The organism is Thioalkalivibrio sp. ALE31 (assembly GCF_000377405.1).
Classification (GTDB): Bacteria; Pseudomonadota; Gammaproteobacteria; order Ectothiorhodospirales; family Ectothiorhodospiraceae; genus Thioalkalivibrio.
Map to the genome: position 1 here is coordinate 490,453 of NZ_KB905021.1, position 18,850 is coordinate 509,302.

Sequence of the window (18,850 nt, forward strand, 5' to 3'; positions counted from 1 at the left end):
CGCCGTCAGGCGCACTGGCCGTGGTGGGCGAGCAGGTCCAGCAGGACCTGACGCGGCAGCTTGCCGGTGGCCGAGCGCGGCAGGTGGTCGACCCGCACCAGTGGGCGCGGCAGGAACAGCGGGTCCATGCAGTCGGCCAGTGCCGCCTGGATCTCGGCTTCGCTGCGTTTCGGGGCGACCACCAGGGCCGCCAGGCGGGTGACGCCGTGCGTGTCCGATTCGGGATCCGGCGGGATGAAGACGCCGTCGAGCACCCCGGGGATGGCATTCAGGCGCCGGTTCAAATCGGCCAGCGAGGCGCGCTTGCCGGCGATATTCAGTTGATCGGCGAGACGGCCTTCCATGCGGAAAAGGCGCGTGTCCTGCACCTCGATATGGTCCGGAAGCGGCACCGGCTCGGGGTGTTGCGGGCCCCGGACCCACGCGCGCCCGGTCTCTCCGGGATGGATCTCCACCCCGGGATAGGTGGTCCAGGCGGACTCGCGGGTCGTGCGGCGCGTGGCGATGGCCCCCGCCTCGGTGCAGCCGTAGATCTCGTCGAGGGGGCAGCCGAAGACCCGCTCGGCCCGGGCGGCGGTATCCGGGGACAGCGGCGCAGTGGCGCAGAGGATGCGGGTCGGTGACGGCCACTCGAGGCCGGCGCGCAGGCAGGCCTTCAGGTGGAAGGGCGTGGTCACCAGCACCGCCGGGGCGCTGTCGGCCAGCGCCGTGCGCACGTCCTCGGGGTAGAACGGGCGCCCGGCCAGCAGCGTGGTGTGCCCCAGCAGGGCATACAGCACGGTCGATTCCAGGCCGTACATATGCTGTGGCGGTACCGTGCCGACCAGGGTAGGGCCGGGGTGGCCCGCCAGGTCGAGGGCCTCCAGGGCCTGGGCGGTGACCGCATGCAGGGCCGTCCAGCTGCGGGCGTGCGCCGTGGGCGTGCCGGTACTGCCGGAGGAGAACGCCAGGACGGCGGTCTGCTCGCCAGGGATCGCGGGCACGGGGCCCATGGCCTCGCCCGCCTCGCCGCGGGCGGCGACGCGCAGGACCGGGATGGCGATCTCGGCGTCCGGGCCGTCCACCAGGGCGATGGCATCCGGATACTGGCCGGCGATCTCGGCCAGGGTCGTGCGGCCGCGGTTGGGCGGCAGCAGGTTGGTCTGACCCCGCAGCAGGATCGCGGCAAAGGCGACCGCGAAGTGGTAGCGGTCCTGGCACAGATTGAAGGCCGCGCGGGCCGGCGGCAGTTGCGCGGCCAGTGCCTGCACGTCGGCGAGGAACGCCGCGCGCGAGACCCGGCGATCCCCGATCCGGGCCAGCGGTTCCGGGGCTTCGGCGATCAGCGGCCGCATGTCCGTTGTCGGGTCCGTCACGGGTGCCTCAGCATCCGGTGGTGATCGACCCGCGCGAGCTCGATCAGGTAGGCCAGGAAACCGCTGCGCGGCTCGTCGCGCAGCAGCCAGAGGCGCAGCGGGTACTCCAGCAGGAACAGGCTGGCCAGCAGCAGGTAGTTGATTCCGTTGGCGAACAGCGCCCAGGTCGTTGCGGAGGCGAACAATGCCAGCCAGGCGGAGACCAGGGCGAGGACACCGCACAGCAGCGCCCAGGCGATGGTCAGATTGCGCGTGTAGCGATGCACCGCGGGGGTGTCGGAGGCGCCCATGGCCAGGGCGTAGCGGGTGATCAGCGGCGTGGAGCCGGGGCGCAGCGAGCGCGCGAACAGCCACGCCAGCAGCCCCATGATCAGGACCGGGATGGTGTACAGCAGCCAGGTTCCGGCGCCAAGGGTCAGTAACAGCGCGACGGCGGCGGCCTGCGCCAGGAACAGCGCGGCCCGCCCGGCGGGCCCCAGGGCCCCCCAGCTCGCCACCAGGATCAGCACGGCCAGGATCGCCAGCGGCAGCAAGGGGACCTCGAAGGCCACGCCGAGCACGACCGCGACCGGATAGCACAGGGCCACGCTGGCGGCGAGCGGGGTGTTCACGACGCGGCTCGGTTCGCCTCGATGTGGGCGCTCAGGGCGCGCAGGGATGCAAAGATCTGGCGGTTGTTCTCGTCGTCGGAACGGATCTGGACGCCGTAGGCGCGCGAGATCGCCAGGGCCAGTTCCAGGGCGTCGATGGAGTCCAGACCCAGCCCGTCGCGGAACAGGGCGTCTTCCGGCTCGATCTCCCCCGCCGTCACGTCCTCCAGATTGAGACTGTCGACGATCAGTTGGGCGACTTCCTGTTCGAACGCTGTTTGCGATGCCACGTGTTCCCCCGAGGTGTCGTGATGTGCGGTTTTGTGACCGCCCGCGAACTTCCACTTCGCGTGGCGGTCACCCTGCTGGGCGCCGATGATACCCACACCTTGGGGGTCGTGGTACCCTCGCGACCGGTTCGGGTCGCCGTTTTGGGCGCCCGGATGGCCAGTGGAGACAGCATTTGAAACAAGCGGTAGAGAACGCGGGAACGGACGGTCGCTGTCAGGTACTGGTCATTGGCGGCGGTCCGGCCGGTTCCACCGTTGCCTCCCGGCTGGCGCAGAAGGGTCGCGACGTGGTGCTGCTGGAGAAGGCCCGGCATCCGCGTTTCCACATCGGCGAATCCCTGCTGCCGATGAACATGCCGCTGTTCGAGGAGCTGGGGATTGCCGACGCGGTCGCGACCCTCGGCATCCCCAAGCATGGGGCCGAATTCACCATCCCCGAGGCGCCCGATGCGCCGCGCACCTACTACTTCGAACGTGCCCTGAACGACGATACCCCCGCTTCGGCTTACGAGGTGCGGCGTTCGGAGTTCGATCACCTGCTGTTGGAGAACAGCGCGCGCCTGGGGGTCCGGGTGCTGGAGGAGGTGACGGTCTCGGATGTGGCCCTGGCCGACCCGGCGAACGGCGGGACCCAGCAGGTGACCGCGCGCGACGCGGCCGGGAACACGCTGGAGTTCGAGGCCGACTTCGTGGTCGATGCCTCCGGGCGCGATACCTTCCTGGCGCGCCGCCTCGATCTGAAGACGCGCAACGCGGAGCACAACAGCGCGGCCATCTTCGGCCACTTCAATAATGTGCCGCGGCGTCCCGGAAGAGATGCCGGCAACATCAGTATCTACTGGTTCCAGCATGGCTGGATCTGGATGATCCCGCTGCGTGACGGTGCGATGAGCGTGGGCGCGGTGTGCTTTCCGGAATACCTGAAGACGCGCAGGACCAAGCCGGAGGCGTTCCTGTGGGAGACGCTGAAGCTGTGTCCCCCGGCGTTCGATCGCATGCAGGGCGCGGAACTGGCCGGTCCGGTGAATGCCACCGGCAATTTCTCCTACCGCTCGCGTCAGGCCCACGGGCCGGGTTACCTGCTGGTGGGCGATGCCTTTACCTTTGTCGACCCAGTGTTCTCCAGCGGAGTCTATATCGCGATGTCGGGGGGCTTCCGCGCCGCGGACGCGGTGGACCGCTGCCTCGCGCGTCCGGCGCGCGCCGGGCGCTACCTGCGGGCGTTCGAGCGCGACGTTCGCCGGGGCGTACGCCGCTTCTCCTGGCTGATCTACCGCTTCAACAGCCCGGTGATGCGCAAGCTGTTCATGGGGCCGCGCAACACCCTGGGCATGGAGCAGGCGGTGATCTCCCTGCTGGCCGGCGATGTCTACCGCAACACCCGCGTGCAGTGGTCGCTGCGCGCCTTCAAGGCCGTGTACTACACCCAGATGGCGCTGAATCTGCCGCGGGCCCTGCACTTCTGGGCGCGGCGCCGGCGCAACGCGCGGCTGCGTTTCACCGGCGGCACGACCCCCGAAGACGAGGCCTGAGCGGACTCGCGTGGGTGCGGCACGGGTCGGACTGCGGCGCATCGGCGCGGATGGCCTGGCGACCTTCGCGCTGTCGAACCTGATCATCCTGGCAACCGGCGGCCTCTCCTGGCTGCTGCTGTGGACCCATGCCCTGCGCTGGTCACGACAGCTTCGCTGCCCCGGAAGGGGCCGGTGCATCCTCGTGCTGGGGCAGCAACTGGAGGCCGGGGCGCCAGGTCCGGGGTACCGTCTGCGCCTGTTGCGCGCGGTGCGGCTGGCGCGGCGCAACCCCGAGGCCCGGATCCTCGTGCTGGGCGGGCAGACGTCCCCGCAGGGCCCGACCGAGGCCGCCGCGGGCGCCGCATTTCTGCGCCGCCACGGCATTGCGGCCGAGCGTATCCAGACGGAGGATGCCTCCCGGCACACCCTGGAGAACCTGCGCAATGCCCGTGACCTGCTGGCGCGGGAGCCGCATGACGACGCGCCGCTGGTGCTGATTACCAGCCGCTTCCATCTCGCCCGGTCGGCGGCGATGGCACGTGGCATGGGATTGCGCGTCTGCCCCTGTCCGGCCGAGCTGGACTCGCGGGTGTCCGCGGCCCGACTGGCACGGGAGGCCTGGATGCTGCACTGGTACCATGTGGGCCGCGGCTTTGCCCGCCTCATCCGCCACCGCGGCATGCTCGAACGCATCAGCTGAGTTGTTCACCACGAAGCCCACGAAGGCACGAAGAAAACCGGAAAAACATCTACAGGAAGATGGGGAGACGGGAAGGGTTTACGGTGGTTGGCCTAGCTGTGCAGCGGGCTGCGCCCAAGGCGGTGGCATCTGGACAGCGCCTTTAGTCCCTGTTCGTTCTTCCGGTCTTCCCGACTTCCTGTTAAACGCCCTTCGCCCTTGACCTTCTTCGTGCCTTCGTGTGCTTCGTGGTGAATACAGGCCCTTACATCGCGCGGATGCGTTCGCGCTGGGCGGCGAGCTGGTCGCGGGTAGTGTGCATCTCGGCGACGCGGTCGCGTTCTTTTTGCACCACGTCGGCCGGGGCGCGGTCGACGAAGCTCGCGTTGGCAAGGCGCTTTTCGCTCTGCTCGAGGTTCTTGTCGAGCTTGCCGATCTCCTTGTCCAGGCGGGCCAGCTCGGCATCCTTGTCGATCAGGCCGGCCAGCGGAATCAGCAGCTGCATGTCGTCGACCAGGGCCATAGCCGATTCCGGGGCCTCGTCGGCGGCATCCAGCCAGGTGACGCTTTCCGGCTTGGCCAGGAATTCCAGAAGGCCGCGGTGGCGGGTGTAGCGTTCCTGGTCGGCGTCGGTCCAGTTCTTCACCAGCACGGGCAGCGGCTTGCCCGGAGCGATGTCCATCTCCGCGCGGATGCGGCGCAGCCCGGTGATGAAGTCCTTGACCCAGTCGAGCTCGGCGGTGGCGGTGGCATCACGCGGGAAGCCGTCCTGCGCCGGCCAGCGGCACTGCACCAGGAACTCGACGTCGTCGCCGATCCCGGCGTGTGGCTTCACACTGGTCCAGATCGCTTCGGTGATGAACGGCATCACCGGGTGCAGCAGGCGCAGCAGGGCCTCGAGCACGGTGACCAGCGTATCGCGCGTGGCGCGCTTGACCGCGTCCGGGGTGGCCTCGTCGTTCAGGACCGGCTTGGTCAGCTCCAGGTACCAGTCGCAGTAGTCGTGCCAGGTGAATTCGTAGAGCGTCTGCGCGGCGAGGTCGAAGCGGTAGGCATCGAGCTGCTGCGTGGCGGTCGCGGCGGTTTCGGCCAGGCGGTCGAGGATCCAGCGATCGGCCAGGGTGCGGTGCTCCGCCGTGTCGTCCGCGGCCGAGCAGTCGTGGCCCTCGACGTTCATCAGCACGAAGCGCGAGGCGTTCCACAGCTTGTTGCAGAAGTTGCGGTAGCCCTCGATGCGACCAAGGTCGAACTTGATGTCGCGCCCGGTGGTGGCCAGTGCCGCCAGGGTGAAGCGCAGAGCATCGGTTCCGAACGCGGGGAAGCCGTCGGGGAAGGCCTTGCGCGTGGTCTTCTCGATCTTCTTCGCCATCTGCGGCTGCATCAGGCCCTGGGTGCGCTTGGCCACCAGGTCGTCGGCGCTGATGCCGTCGATCAGGTCGATCGGGTCGATCACGTTGCCCTTGGACTTGGACATCTTCTGGCCTTCCGAGTCGCGGATCAGGCCGGTGACGTAGACCTCGCGGAACGGCACATCCCCCATGAAGTGCTCGCCCATCATGATCATGCGGGCGACCCAGAAGAAGATGATGTCGAAGCCGGTAACCAGCACGCTGGTCGGGTAGAAGTCGCGCAGCTCCGGCGTCTGCTCCGGCCAGCCGAGGGTGGAGAACGGCCACAGCGCGGAGGAGAACCAGGTGTCGAGCACGTCCTCGTCCTGGGTCAGCACCACATCGGCCGCCAGGCCGTGCTTCTCGCGCACCTCGTCCTCGGAACGGCCCACAAAGACATTGCCATCGCTGTCGTACCAGGCCGGGATGCGGTGGCCCCACCAGATCTGGCGCGAGATGCACCAGTCCTCGATGTTGCGCATCCACTCGAAGTAGGTCTTCGACCAGTTCTCCGGCACGAAGCGGATGCGGCCGTCCTCCACCGCCTTGATCGCCGGCTCGGCCAGCGGGCCGGCCTTCACATACCACTGGTCGGTCAGGTAGGGCTCGACCACGGTGCCGGAGCGGTCACCGCGCGGGACCATCAGCTTGTGATCGTCGATCTTCTCCAGCAGGCCTTCGGCCTCGAGATCCGCGACCACCTGCTTGCGGGCCTCATAGCGGTCCAGGCCGCGGTAGGCCTCGGGCACGTTGTCGTTCAGGCAGGCGTCGATGGTCAGGATGTTGATGACCGGCAGGTCGTGGCGCTGACCCATCGCATAGTCGTTGAAGTCGTGCGCCGGGGTGATCTTTACGCAGCCGGAGCCGAACTCGGCCTCGACGTAGTCGTCGGCGATGATCGGGATCTCGCGCCCGACCAGCGGCAGGCGGATGGTCTGGCCGATCAGGTGCTGGTAGCGCTCGTCCTCCGGGTGTACGGCCACGGCGGTATCGCCCAGCATGGTCTCGGGGCGGGTGGTCGCGACGGTCAGGTGGCCCGAGCCGTCGGCCAGCGGATAGCGGAAGTGCCACAGGTGACCGGCCTCCTCCTCCGACAGCACCTCGAGATCGGACAGCGCGGTGTGCAGCACCGGGTCCCAATTGACCAGCCGCTTGCCGCGGTAGATCAGGCCCTCTTCATGCAGGCGCACGAAGACCTCGCGCACCGCGTTGGACAGGCCGTCGTCCATGGTGAAGCGTTCGCGCGACCAGTCCACGGAATCGCCCAGCCGGCGCATCTGGCGGGTAATGGTGCCGCCGGACTGGCCCTTCCAGTCCCAGACCGCCTCGAGGAACTTCTCGCGCCCGAGGTCGTGGCGGCCCTTGCCGTCGGCGGCCAGCTGGCGCTCCACTACCATCTGGGTGGCGATCCCGGCATGGTCGGTGCCGCCCTGCCACAGGGTGCGGTCGCCGTGCATGCGGCGGTAGCGGATCAGGGTGTCCATCAGGGTGTGCTGGAACGCATGCCCCATGTGCAGGGTGCCGGTCACGTTCGGCGGCGGCAGCAGGATGCAGTAGTTGGCCTCGCCCGACTCCGGCGGCGCGAAGATGTTCGCGGCCTCCCAGCGTTCGTACTGGGTCTGCTCGATGCTCTTGGGGTCGAAGCTCTTGTCCATGATCGCGGGCGCGCTCGGGTCGGAATGTGGGGAAAGCCGCGCATTATAACGGCGCGGCGCGCTCATCGCCCGCTGTCCGCTATCGTGTTTACGTTGCTTATGTCTGGCCGCCTGCCTAGTAGTGGCTGGCCCTGGTTCGTCCTCTGGTGTTTACGGTGGCTACGGTCCACGTACTGCCGTGCGCTGACTCGCCAGCGCGCCGCGAGGTCCTTTCTTGCTTGCCCAAGAAAGGACCCAAAGAAGGGCACCCGGATTTCGCCCGGGAACCTCGCTCCGGACGCGCTGGGCCGGCGGCGCTGAACTCGCTGCGCCTTCGGCTCCGCTCAGACATCCAGCGCCTTCTCCCGGCCCATCACGCCCTCCGCGAGGGGCTCCATACGGGAGGCGAAGGTCAAAACCGAACGTGTCCCCACGTTTGCGCCTAACCATAGGCAACGCCACCCGAAAGCCCCCGGCGCCCGCCCTGCGGGCGCGGCACGCAACGGCCGAAGGCCGAGCGTGCCCAGATGCCGGAAGACCTAGCCATCCTCCACTGGCACGACCGTCGGGACGGCTGTTGTCTTGACCTTGAACCCCCGTTGTCGTCGCGCCGAGCGGAGAGGGTTTTCGCGGGAGAAAAGGCGCTGGATGTCTGAGCGGAGCCGAAGGCGCAGCGAGTTCAGCGCCGCCCGCGAAAAGCCTCGGAGCGAGGGAAACCCCGGCCCGCACAGCGGGCCGGGGTCGCGGCAGTCGGGCGTGTTTCTTGGTGACTTCTTTGCACGAGCAAAGAAGTCACTCGGGGCGCGCTGGCGAGTCAGCGCCGGGCAGGCGGCGGACCGAAGGCACGTAAACACCGGATGCAGAACTAGGACCAGCCACCACAGGGCAGGCGGCCAGACGAAGCACGAAACATCAAGGGCCGACGGGGCTCAGCCTGCAAGGCGTGAGGGCTTGGGTCAGGTGGTGGCGATCTGGTCGAGCAGGGCGCGATAGCCGGTGCGGTAGTCGGGATAGCGCAGGCGATACCCGCTGGCATGCAGCTGCTCGTTGCGGCAGCGCTTGCCGCAGACCTCGCCGGCCGGCATCGGCGGCGTCCCCGGCGGATCGAGCTCCATCTCCTGCGCCAGCCAGCCGAGCAGCTCGTGGCGCAACGCCGGCTCGTCATCGACCCCCAGATAAAGCGGCTCGGGGTCGTCTAGGTGGAAGAGGTGGGTCAGCAGCCCCACGCAGTCGTCGCGGTGGATGCGGTTGGTCCAGACCGGCGCCTCGTGCTGGCCGCGAATGCCCTCGCGCACTTTGCGCAGGTGATATTCGCGCCCCGGCCCGTAGATGCCGCCAAAGCGCACGACCACACCGGCCAACGGACTGTCGGCCAGCAATTGCTCGGCCTCCAGCAGGCAGCGCCCGGAGAAGCGGGTGGGCTCGGCCGGGCTGGTCTCGTCCACCCAGCGCCCGTCGTCGGCGCCAAAGACCGAGGTGCTGGAGACGAACACGATGCGGCGCGGGTGCTGCTGGGCCTGTTCCAACGCGGCCAGGGTGTTCCGCAGGCCGTCGACATAGGCGCGGCGGTACGCGGCCTCGGTGAACTCGCCCGGGGTGGCGATGAAATAGACGGTATCCAGCGCCGGGGGCAGCGGCGGCAGCGCGTCCGCGCGGGCGAAGTCGCCGGCCAGCGGCTGGATCGGCTCCGGTATGCGCTCCGGCTGGCGGCGCAGGCCCCAGACGGTGTGGCCGGCCGCGGCGAGCTGTTCTCCGACGCCGCAGCCGAGATCGCCGCAGCCCATGATCAGGATGTTGGCCATGAATCAGCGTTCCCTTGGGTGCTTTCGCAACCTAACGTTTCCACAGGTGAAAGACCAGCCCCAATGTGAGGGTTCGACCCCGGGCGATGGCTCGGGCATGCTGGCGGGGACTTCGATGAGGGGGGTATCGCTTGGGCAAGGCCAGCCGCAGGAAGGGGGGTACATGCGCCTGTGGGTCCGGGCGGGACCGGCCGGCCTGCTGCGGGGCGTTTCTGGACGGTGCGGCCGCGGCCCCAACGGCGGAGGCGCTGATGCGTTCGCGCTATGCCGCCTTCGTGGAGGGGCGCGAGGACTATCTTCTGGCCACCTGGGCCCCGGAGACGCGACCGGAATCCCTGATGCTGGAGCCGGACCAGCGCTGGCTGGGGCTGACGATCCGCGCGACCGGGGCCGGGGGGCCGGAGGACCGGGAGGGCTGGGTCGAGTTCGTTGCCCGCTCGCGGGTGCGTGGCCAGGGGGTGCGCCTGCACGAACGCAGCCGCTTTCGCCGCGAGGATGGGCGCTGGGTGTATGTCGACGGCGAGTTTCCGGGCGCATGATCGAGGCGGATGAGACGACCGGGGCGCCGGTGGCGGCGGCGCTGCTGGAACCGGTACTGGAGTGCCTGCGGGCGCGGCCGTCCGGGCTGACCGAGCACGCCCTGATCGCGCAGTTGCGCGATCAGGGCGTGGAACCGTTTGCCGGCGCGCGGCTGCGCGAGCCGTTGAGCCTGTTCCAGACCCACTTCCTGCTGTTTCATTGCCTGTACCGGCTGCGCGAGCGGCTGTGGCCGCAAGGCGAGTGGGTGCGCATCCACTGTCTGGATATCGGGATCGAACCGGCGAGGGGCGGGTCGCGACCGAGGGCGGAGGGCCTGCCGGTGCTCCGCGATCCGCTGCGGGCCTACTATCTGGACCTGACCCAGCTGGAGCGGATGGATGCGACCGCGGTGGAGGCGCTGCTGGGCGAGTTCTGGGCCCGCATGGGGCGGGATGAGCGGCGCGACCAGGCGCTGGCGGTGCTGGAGCTGGCCGACCCCGTGGACGCTGACACGGTCCGCCATCAGTACCGCCGCATGGCGCAGCGCCACCACCCGGATCGCGGGGGCGACACGGCAACCCTGCAGCGGATCAACGAGGCGCGCTGGATCCTGCTGGCGGGGGCCTGAGCGCCGCCCGTCGCGGACTCAGTCGTCCGAGTCGGACATGGTGGTCACGAAGGCCTGCTCGACGGTGAAGGTCCCGACGCCCTTGTAGTTGGTCTGGGTCCAGCCGTGTTCGGTGAGCCATTCGCTCATCTCGCGGTTCATGGCCGGGTTGCCGCACAGCATCACGCGGTCCTGCTCCGGATCGGCCGGGGGCAGGTCGAGGATACGGCTCAGTTCGCCGGAGCGGAACATGTCGGCCCCGCGCTGGTTGTTGTCGTACGGCTGCTGCGCGATCGGGCAGGCGAAGTCGTGGTTTTCGCGGGTCACGGTGGGCACGTAGCGCAGGCGGTCGCTGATGCGCGACTCGATCTCCTGGCGGTAGGCCAGTTCTTCCACCGTGCGCACGCTGTGCACCAGCACCGCGTTCTCGAAGTGTTCGAACAGCTCCGGGCTGCGGATCAGCGAGATGAACGGGGCCAGACCGGTGCCGGTGGCCAGCATGTACAGGGTGCGGCCCGGCTGCACGTAGTCGAAGGTGAGCGAGCCGGTGACCTTGGTGTTGATCCAGATCGAGTCGCCCGGGCCGGCCTCGGCCAGGCGACTGGTCAGCGCGCCATCCGGCACATGGATGCTCAGGAACTCCAGTTCCTCGGCCTCGGGCTCGGAGACGATCGAGTAGGCACGCGGGATCAACTTGCCCTCGGGGCGCAGGCCCAGGGTCACGAACTGCCCGTTCTTGAACTCCAGCCCCTCCGGTCGCGTGGTGGTGAAGCTGAAGGTCTTGTCCGACCAGCGGTGCGTGGAGGTAATGCGTTCTTCCGAGTACGGCATGGGTGCGTGGCTTTCCGTTTCTGGTTTGTCGATACGCTAGCAAGTCGCGGCCGCGGCCGCGAAAGCGCCGGCAAAAACCAAGGAAAACACTCAGAAATAAGGGGTCAGTGGCTGGCGTTGTCCGCGGGTTCCAGGTGCTGCTCCAGGGGCGTGGGTTGCGACAGGTAGAAGCCCTGCACGAAGTCCAGGCCGATCTCGCGCAGGCGTTCCATGGTGGCCTCGGACTCCACGCATTCGGCGATGGTGCGCAGACCGAGGACGTGGCCGACACGGTGGATGGCCGTGACCATGGCCGAGTCCACCGCGTTGTGGGCGATGTCGCGCACGAAGCTGCCGTCGATCTTGATGAAGTCCACCGGCAGGTTTTTCAGGTAGCCGAAGGACGACAGCCCGCTGCCGAAGTCGTCCAGGGAGAAGCGGCAGCCCATGTAGCGCAGGGTGCGGATCAGGCTCTGGGCCCGCTCGTGGTGGCTGATCGCCGCGGTCTCGGTGATCTCGAAGATGATGCACTGTGGCGGGATCGCGTAGTGCTGCAGGCGCTCCGTGACGAACTCGAGCATGCTCTCCTGGGCCAGCGACTGGCCCGAGAGGTTGATCGCGACGGTCGGGTCGCAGCGGGGGCCGTCAGCGTGCGCCGCGCGATGCCGCGACAGCATCGCGAAGGCGCTGTCGATTACGTGGCGGTCGATGTCCGGCATCAGGTGATAGCGCTCGGCGGCGGGGATGAAGGTGCCCGGCGGGATCAACCGGTCCTCCTCGTCGCGCAGGCGCATCAGCACCTCGACATGGGCCAGGTCCGGATCGGTGGGCCCCAGCGGATGCACCGCCTGGCCGAACAACTCGAAGCGCCCTTCGTCCAGCGCCGCGCGGATGCGGCCAACCCATTCCATCTCCCCGCGCCGCCGGCGCAGGGCCTGGTCGGTGGGCTGCCAGACGTAGATCCGGTTGCGGCCATTCTCCTTGGCGGCATAGCAGGCGGAATCCGCCTGGCTGAGGACCTCGGGCAGGGTCTGTTCCGGGCCGCCGACCGGGACCAGGCCGATGCTGACCCCGACATCGAAGCGCCGGCCCTCCCACTGGAAGCGCAGGGCCTGGACGGTCTCCAGTATTCGCTGGGCGATCGCCTCCGCGCGCTCCAGCGGACAGTGGCACAGCAGCAGGCCAAACTCGTCGCCGCCGAGGCGGGCCAGGGTGTCGTTCTCGCGGATCAGGTGCAGCAGGCGTTCGGACAGCTCGCGCAGGAGCTCGTCGCCGGCCTGGTGCCCGCAGGTGTCGTTGATGATCTTGAACTGGTCGAGGTCCATGTAGAACACCACGTGCGGGGTCTGGTCCCCCTGCAGGGTGCGCAGGGCCTCCTCCAGACGTCGCTCGAATTCGCGCCGGTTGCACAGGCCGGTCAGGTCGTCGTGGCTCGCCTGGTGATTGAGCTGCTGGGTCATCTGCCACAGTTCGGTGTGGTCGTGGAGCACGATCACGACGCCCTGGGAGGCCCGGTCCGGTCGCTGCAAGGGAGACGCCAGCATGCGCACCACGCGGATCGCGCCGTCGGCCCGGTGCAGGATGCGCTCGGGCGACTCCGTACTCGCGCCGAGCTTCAGGCACTGTTCCACCGGGTGGTGCACGCTCGCCCCGGTGCGGGTGTCCTCGAGATCCAGGAGTTCGTCCACGCGCTGGCCCTGGGCGGCGGTCGCGTCGACCCCCAGAAGGGCCTGGGCCGCGGGATTGAGGTAGGTCAGGCGTCCGGCGGTATCGGTGGTGATGACGCCGTCGCTGATTGACTGCAGGGTGGTCAGCAGGCGGTCGCGCTCGGCCCCGGTAGCCGCCTCGGCGGCGCGCAGCGAGGTGATGTCCCAGGCGACGCCGAGTACGCCGTCGCTGTCTTTCAGCGGGATCCAGGAAACGCTCAGGTGGGTCCCGTTGACCGAGTCCTCGAACTGGAAGGCCTCGCCCGCCAGGGCCCGCTCGGCGGCCGCGAGGGTGTCGGGGTGATCGGCATAGACCTCGCGGAAGTCGCGACCGACGACCTCGCCGGGGCTCAGGCCCAGGGCGTGCAGGCCGGCCCCCTCCGAGAGGGTGAATCGGCCGTTGGCGTCCAGCGCGAACAGGATCAGCGGGGCATGCCGCACGGTGGCCCCGAGCTGGGTCTCGAGGCGCCGGAGGTTCTGTTCCGACTGACGTTCACGGGTGATGTCGCGGAAGGTCGTGAAGACCTCGATCTCGCCGTCGGTGCGGATCGCATTGATGTGAACCTCGGCCGGGAATTCGCTGCCGTCGCGCCGCCGGTAGCGGCTCTCGAAGTGGGCGGGAAGGCGGTTGTCCGGGTCCGAATGGGCGGCGTCCACATCGTCCTGGGTGGCCTGCAGGTCCAGGTCGGTGATGTGCACGCCGCCGGTCAGTTCGGCCCGGGTGTAGCCCAGCAGCTCGCAGGCGGCCTGGTTGCCCGCGACGATCCCGCCGCGCCGGTCCAGGACCAGATGGGCCTCGGGCGCCTGTTCGAAGATCCGCTGGTAGCGCGTGGTGTCCGGGTGGTCGGGCATGGCGAGGAACGGAGCCTTTCGTGGTGGGCGGGGCCCGGGGGGACGCTGCGTTTGGCCCCCGAGTGTCGCCGGTCGCGCCGATGCTGGCAACCTGCGCCGACCGGACTAACGGAGTACTGGGCTACCGGGGTGCGCGGGTCAGCCGGGACAGGGTCTCCGGCGGCGGGGGCGCCTCGCCGCGGCGCGAGCGCAGCTGTTCCCGGGCCCAGGCCACGTGTTCGCGCACGAGTTCCGACGGGTGGTCCGCACGGGCGGCGAGGGCGGCTTCTGCCTCCGGGGTGGCCGGGCCGTTGCCCAGGGCCACCGCGATGTTGCGCAGCCACTGCGGGTGGCCGATGCGGCGGATCGCCATGCCCTCGGTGCGGGCGAGAAAGGTCGCCTCGTCCCAGGCGAACAGTTCGACCAGGCTGGCGCTGTCGAGGCCGTGGCGGGCGATGAAGTCGGGTTCCGCCGTGACCTCGGCAAAGCGGTTCCACGGGCACACCAGCTGGCAGTCGTCGCAGCCGTAGATGCGGTTGCCGATCAGCGGGCGCAGGTCCTCGGGGATGGACCCCTTCAGCTCGATGGTCAGGTAGGAGATGCAGCGCCGGGCGTCCAGGTCATACGGGCCGCGGAAGGCCTGCGTGGGACAGACCTCCAGGCAGGCAGTGCACTGGCCGCAGTGCTCGCCCGCCGGCTCGTCCACCGGCAGCGGCAGGTCGGTGAACAGCTCCCCGAGAAAGAACCAGGAACCGCTCTCGCGCGCGAGCAGATTGGTGTTCTTGCCGATCCAGCCGAGCCCGGCCCGGGCGGCCAGGGCTTTTTCGAGGATCGGGGCACTGTCGGTGAAGGCGCGATAGCCAAACGGGCCCACCTCGGCCTCGATGCGGTGTGCGAGAGTGGTCAGGCGCTTGCGCAGCAGCTTGTGATAGTCGCGTCCCAGGGCGTAGCGGGAGATATATGCGCGGTCCTGCTCGGCCAGCTGGATGGCCGGACGCCGGCTGGCCGGCGGGAAGTAGTCCATGCGGACACTGATGATGCGCTGTACGCCCGGGACCAGGGCATCCGGGGCGTGGCGCAGGGCCGCCCGCTCGGCCATCCACTCCATCTCGCCGTGCGAACCCTGCGCGAGCCATTCATCCAGGTGCCGGCGATCCTCCGCGGGGACCTCGGCGGGGGCGATGCGCACGGCCTGAAAGCCCAGCTCGCCGCCCCACGTACGGATACGTTCGACCAGTTCGGTGCATTGGCGTGGATCGAGGCGCTGAGGCACGATTTGGCTTCCGCGACGGAGGTAATGGCGTGAATCATGAACCCGACCCACAAGCATTGACCAGCGCGCTGTTCGACAACGCGGGCATGCGCGCCCTGGATGCCGCCGGTTTGGCCCTGCCCGGGATGGCGCCGGGCGAGCTGATGGAGCGGGCCGGCCAGGCCCTGCTGGACACCCTGCGCCGTCACTGGCCGCAGGCCCGTCGTATCGGCATTGTCTGCGGGCCCGGCAACAACGGGGGCGATGGCTACGTCCTGGCCCGGCTGGCGGCCGAGGCGGGGCTGCAGGTCCGGGTCCATGGCGGGCCGTCGCGGGCCCGCCCCGATTCCGATGGCCGCCGTGCCCACGCCCGCTGGCGTGATGGCGGGGGCGAAGTCCACACGCTGGAATCGTTCGACCCGGCGGCCGCGGAGGTCTGGGTGGACTGCCTGTTCGGGATCGGCCTGGAGCGCCCGCTGACGGATGCCTACGGCGAGCTGATCGAGCGGCTGAACACGAGCGGCGCCCCGATCCTGGCGGCCGATGTGCCCTCGGGCGTGGACATCGACAGCGGCCGGGTGCTGGGACGCGCGGTGCGGGCCGAGCGCACCCTCACCATGATCGCGGACAAGCTGGGGCTGCATACGGGCCCCGCGGTGGACGTGGTCGGCGCCGTGGAGGTCGCGCCGCTGGACCTGCCCCCCGCGATCTTCGACGGCGTGGCCCCGGTGGCGCGCCGTGTCGGCCCCTCGGACTGGTCCCGGGGGCTGCCACCCCGACGCCCGGGGGCGCACAAGGGGGATTGCGGGCATGTGCTGGTCGTGGGCGGCGCGCCGGGTTATTCCGGCGCGGCCCGGCTGACCGCGACCGCGGCGCTGCGCGCCGGCGCCGGGCGGGTGACCCTGGCCACCCACCCGGAACACACGGCCTGGGCCAATCTGGAGCGCCCCGAACTGATGGTGCAGGGCGTCCGCGATGCGGGCGAACTGCAGGCGCTGATGCGCCGGGTCGATGTGGTCGCCGTGGGTCCGGGACTGGGGCTGGACGCCTGGGGCCGAGGCCTGTGGCTGGCCGTGGCCGATGCCGAGATGCCCCGGGTGGTGGATGCCGATGCCCTGAACCTCCTGGCCGAGGCGCCGCGTCGGGCCGCGGACTGGGTGCTGACGCCGCACCCGGGCGAGGCGGCCCGCCTGCAGGGGGCGGACCGCGCGGCGATCGAGGCCGATCGGCCGGGGCAGGTCCGGGCCCTGGCCGAACGCCTGGGCGGCGTGGTGCTGCTGAAAGGGGCCGGCACGCTGGTGGCGGCCGCGTCGGATGCCGGGCCGCTGGCCTGCGTGACCGGGGGGCATCCGGGCATGGCCACCGCCGGTAGCGGCGATGTCCTGACCGGTATCATCGCGGCGCTGCGGGCGCAGGGCGCGGATGCGCGCGGCGCGGCCGAGACCGGGGCGGCCTGGCACTGTGCCGCCGCCCGGGTGGCGCGCGATCGTCTGGGCGGGGCCCGCGGCATGCTGGCCGGGGACCTGGCCGATGCCCTGCCGGCCGCCGCCGGGGGTGGGCAATGAGCGCGGCATCCGACCCGCTGGTACTGCCGCACCTGGAGGCCACCGAGGCGGCCGGGGCGGCCCTGGCGGCGCTGGATCAACCGAACATCGTGTTTCTCGAGGGGGATCTTGGCGCGGGCAAGACCACCTGGGTACGCGGACTGCTGCACCGGCTGGGGCACGCGGGTGCTGTGCGCAGCCCTACCTACACCCTGGTGGAGCCGTACCGGCTGGCGGATCGCGAGGTCCTGCACTTCGATCTCTACCGCCTGGGCGACCCCGAGGAACTGGAATACCTGGGCGTGCGCGAGGCCTTCGGGGGCGAGGGCCTGTGGCTGGTCGAGTGGCCGGAACGCGGTGCCGGCTGGCTGCCGGCGCCGGATCTGGTCGTGCGTCTGGCGCACCGCGCGGCCGGGGAGGAAGGGCGCGAACTCCGCCTGGAGGGCCCGCTCGCCGAGGCCTATCGCCAGGCCCTGCGCGACCAGGGCGTTGCCTCGTAAACCGCCTGTTGAGAGATCGCACCCAGGGGGAGCGGGCTCCAGAGTTGGCCCTCCACGCGCAAAACGAGCGATATCTCGCTCATAAAGAACGAAAATCGCTATTGCTTTTCCAGAAAAAGCGTCCACAATGTAGTCAGAACCCCTGATTACAAAGGGAATCGCCGTGGGCCAACCAACATTGCCGGATCTGCGCCGCCGCCAGCTGCTGCGCGCCATGACTGCCCTGGGGCTGGTCGGGATGCCGTTGCCCGCCCTGGCCCGTACCGGCGTGCAGCGGGTCCGCATGTCGGTGGATGGCGACACCACGCGCCTGGTGTTCGACATGGATGGCGAGGCCGAGTACTCCATGTTCCGCCTGCAGTCCCCCGACCGCCTGGTGGTGGACCTCGAAAACGCGCGGGCGGTGGAGGATCTGGCGGTCAGCGACAACCCGCGCTCGGCGATCAAGGCGGTACGCCATGCCGCGCGCAACGGCTCCGACCTGCGCGTGGTCTTCGACCTGCGCAAGCCGGTGGAGCCGCGCAGCTTCGTGCTGATGCCGGCGCAGGGGGCCCCGCACCGCCTGGTGCTGGACCTGACGGCCGGGGATGCCCCCGCGGCCCCGCGTGCGGCCGAGAACAACGGGTCCTCCCGCCGCGGGCGCTCACAGGAGAACCTGCGCGATGTCGTGGTGGCGATCGACGCCGGCCATGGCGGGCACGACCCGGGCGCGATCGGCCCGGCCGGCACCCGCGAGAAGGATGTGGTGCTGCAGATCTCCAAGCGCCTGGCCGAGCGCGTGGACAACGAGCGCGGCATGCAGGCGGTGATGATCCGCAGCGGTGACTACTTCCTGCCCCTGCGCGAACGCATCGAGCGGGCGCGCAAGGCAGACGCGGACGTCTTCGTCTCCATCCACGCCGATGCCATCGCCAATCGCAGCGTGCAGGGTTCCTCGGTGTACATGCTGTCCGAGCGCGGGGCCTCCAGCGAGGCGGCGCGCTTCCTCGCCCAGCGCGAGAACCAGGCGGACCTGAGCCTGGGCGGCGTGCCGATCAACGGCAAGGACGATTCCCTGGCCAATGTCCTGCTGGACCTGGCCCAGAGCGGCAGCCTGGAGGCCAGCAACACCCTGGCCGAGCGGATGATTGCGGAGCTGCACCGCGTGGGCAAGGTGCGCAAGCCGGAAGTGGAACGCGCCAACTTCGCGGTGCTGCGCTCGCCGGATGTGCCGTCGATCCTGGTCGAGGCGGCATTCATCTCCAACCCCTCCGAGGAGCGCAAGCTGCGCAGCGCCAGCTTCCAGAACTCGCTGGCGGATGCCCTGCTGACCGGCCTGCGTTCGTACTTCTCCACCCATGCCCGCCCGGGCACCCTGATCGCCGACGGCCAGCCGGACCAGCACATCATCCGCCCGGGCGAGACCCTCTCCGGGATCGCGGATCGCTACAGCCTGTCGCTGGCGGATCTGCGATCGGCCAACAACGTGCGCGACGACCGCATCTACGCTGGGCAGATCCTGCAGATCCCGCGCGACTCGTAAGCCCCTCCCCGGGCAACCTGTCACGTCTTGCGGGTATCGGCCAGTCGCCGGCTAGGGAGACGCTGATTGAATCGCACGTCCGCGCTCGAGTCGCTTTTGCGTGCGAACAAGGCGCGGTGACTGCCGTGCAGTCATTCTGCACAAGGGAGCCGCAACGCCGTGCGCACGCAAAAGCGGCCGAGCCCCTGCTTTCAATGGCTTGTGGGGTTGGTGCCCCCTGTTCCCCGATCCTGCGTTGCGCCGCTTGCGGGTAGAACCACTACCCGCTGCACGACGCGCCTTGTCTCGGAAAACAGGGGGCACCAAC

The 18,850-nt window shown here is 69.5% G+C and carries 16 protein-coding genes; 7 read left to right on the top strand and 9 right to left on the bottom strand.

The window, feature by feature from the left end:
* Nucleotides 1-5: 5 nt before the first annotated feature.
* Genes D103_RS0105795 through D103_RS0105805 form a run of 3 tightly spaced genes read right to left on the bottom strand, consistent with a single transcriptional unit; the run spans nucleotide 6 to nucleotide 2,235 of the window.
* A complete protein-coding gene (locus D103_RS0105795) occupies nucleotides 6-1,334 on the bottom strand; it encodes an AMP-binding protein (RefSeq protein ID WP_018876114.1) in 1,329 nt (442 codons plus the stop codon).
* Nucleotides 1,335-1,351: 17 nt separating this feature from the next.
* Nucleotides 1,352-1,966 (bottom strand): hypothetical protein, encoded by a 615-nt coding sequence (locus tag D103_RS0105800; protein WP_018876115.1) that lies wholly within the window; start codon nucleotides 1,964-1,966, stop codon nucleotides 1,352-1,354.
* Nucleotides 1,963-2,235 (bottom strand): phosphopantetheine-binding protein, encoded by a 273-nt coding sequence (locus D103_RS0105805; RefSeq protein WP_026279160.1) that lies wholly within the window; start codon nucleotides 2,233-2,235, stop codon nucleotides 1,963-1,965. Before D103_RS0105805 ends, D103_RS0105800 begins: the two co-directional genes overlap by 4 nt.
* Nucleotides 2,236-2,408: 173 nt before the next feature.
* Between D103_RS0105805 and D103_RS0105810 the strand changes: the two genes are divergently transcribed.
* Together D103_RS0105810 and D103_RS0105815 are read left to right on the top strand one after the other, a co-directional pair.
* Entirely contained in the window at nucleotides 2,409-3,767 is a 1,359-nt protein-coding gene (locus D103_RS0105810) for an NAD(P)/FAD-dependent oxidoreductase (protein WP_018876117.1), read from the top strand.
* 10 nt (nucleotides 3,768-3,777) lie between these two features.
* Nucleotides 3,778-4,449 carry a YdcF family protein gene (locus tag D103_RS0105815; RefSeq protein ID WP_018876118.1) on the top strand — a complete coding sequence of 224 codons (672 nt, stop codon included), beginning with the start codon at nucleotides 3,778-3,780 and terminating at the stop codon, nucleotides 4,447-4,449.
* 244 nt (nucleotides 4,450-4,693) lie between these two features.
* Here D103_RS0105815 and D103_RS0105820 read toward each other — a convergent pair whose 3' ends face one another.
* The 3 genes from D103_RS0105820 to D103_RS0105825 form a co-directional block, all read right to left on the bottom strand.
* Complete coding sequence (locus D103_RS0105820; RefSeq protein ID WP_018876119.1) at nucleotides 4,694-7,471, bottom strand: valine--tRNA ligase; 2,778 nt, start codon at nucleotides 7,469-7,471, stop codon at nucleotides 4,694-4,696.
* A gap of 323 nt (nucleotides 7,472-7,794) precedes the next feature.
* The gene (locus D103_RS14370; RefSeq protein WP_155984758.1) at nucleotides 7,795-7,977 is read right to left on the bottom strand and encodes a hypothetical protein; all 183 of its coding nucleotides are present in this window, start codon (nucleotides 7,975-7,977) and stop codon (nucleotides 7,795-7,797) included.
* Nucleotides 7,978-8,406: 429 nt separating this feature from the next.
* The gene (locus D103_RS0105825; protein WP_018876120.1) at nucleotides 8,407-9,252 is read right to left on the bottom strand and encodes an SDR family oxidoreductase; all 846 of its coding nucleotides are present in this window, start codon (nucleotides 9,250-9,252) and stop codon (nucleotides 8,407-8,409) included.
* Nucleotides 9,253-9,383: 131 nt separating this feature from the next.
* Between D103_RS0105825 and D103_RS0105830 the strand changes: the two genes are divergently transcribed.
* Both D103_RS0105830 and D103_RS0105835 read left to right on the top strand, forming a co-directional pair.
* Nucleotides 9,384-9,791, top strand: coding sequence for a YchJ family protein (locus D103_RS0105830; protein ID WP_369771501.1), 408 nt, complete (start codon nucleotides 9,384-9,386; stop codon nucleotides 9,789-9,791).
* Nucleotides 9,788-10,399 (top strand): DNA-J related domain-containing protein, encoded by a 612-nt coding sequence (locus tag D103_RS0105835; protein WP_018876121.1) that lies wholly within the window; start codon nucleotides 9,788-9,790, stop codon nucleotides 10,397-10,399. The genes D103_RS0105830 and D103_RS0105835 overlap by 4 nt, the downstream gene beginning before the upstream one ends.
* Nucleotides 10,400-10,417: 18 nt before the next feature.
* Here D103_RS0105835 and D103_RS0105840 read toward each other — a convergent pair whose 3' ends face one another.
* The 3 genes from D103_RS0105840 to queG all read right to left on the bottom strand — a co-directional run bounded on the left by D103_RS0105840 (nucleotide 10,418) and on the right by queG (nucleotide 14,998).
* Nucleotides 10,418-11,209, bottom strand: a complete 792-nt coding sequence (locus D103_RS0105840; protein WP_018876122.1) for a ferredoxin--NADP reductase — start codon at nucleotides 11,207-11,209, stop codon at nucleotides 10,418-10,420.
* A gap of 104 nt (nucleotides 11,210-11,313) precedes the next feature.
* A complete protein-coding gene (locus D103_RS0105845) occupies nucleotides 11,314-13,746 on the bottom strand; it encodes an EAL domain-containing protein (RefSeq protein WP_018876123.1) in 2,433 nt (810 codons plus the stop codon).
* Between the two features lie 121 nt (nucleotides 13,747-13,867).
* Complete coding sequence (gene queG, locus D103_RS0105850) at nucleotides 13,868-14,998, bottom strand: tRNA epoxyqueuosine(34) reductase QueG (protein WP_018876124.1); 1,131 nt, start codon at nucleotides 14,996-14,998, stop codon at nucleotides 13,868-13,870.
* A gap of 56 nt (nucleotides 14,999-15,054) precedes the next feature.
* Between queG and D103_RS0105855 the strand changes: the two genes are divergently transcribed.
* The 3 genes from D103_RS0105855 (at nucleotide 15,055) to D103_RS0105865 (ending at nucleotide 18,543) form a co-directional block, all read left to right on the top strand.
* Nucleotides 15,055-16,542 (top strand): bifunctional ADP-dependent NAD(P)H-hydrate dehydratase/NAD(P)H-hydrate epimerase, encoded by a 1,488-nt coding sequence (locus D103_RS0105855; protein ID WP_018876125.1) that lies wholly within the window; start codon nucleotides 15,055-15,057, stop codon nucleotides 16,540-16,542.
* Nucleotides 16,539-17,021 carry a tRNA (adenosine(37)-N6)-threonylcarbamoyltransferase complex ATPase subunit type 1 TsaE gene (gene tsaE, locus D103_RS0105860; RefSeq protein ID WP_018876126.1) on the top strand — a complete coding sequence of 161 codons (483 nt, stop codon included), beginning with the start codon at nucleotides 16,539-16,541 and terminating at the stop codon, nucleotides 17,019-17,021. The genes D103_RS0105855 and tsaE overlap by 4 nt, the downstream gene beginning before the upstream one ends.
* 214 nt (nucleotides 17,022-17,235) lie before the next feature.
* A complete protein-coding gene (locus tag D103_RS0105865; protein ID WP_051074658.1) occupies nucleotides 17,236-18,543 on the top strand; it encodes an N-acetylmuramoyl-L-alanine amidase in 1,308 nt (435 codons plus the stop codon).
* The last annotated feature ends 307 nt before the right edge of the window (nucleotides 18,544-18,850 follow it).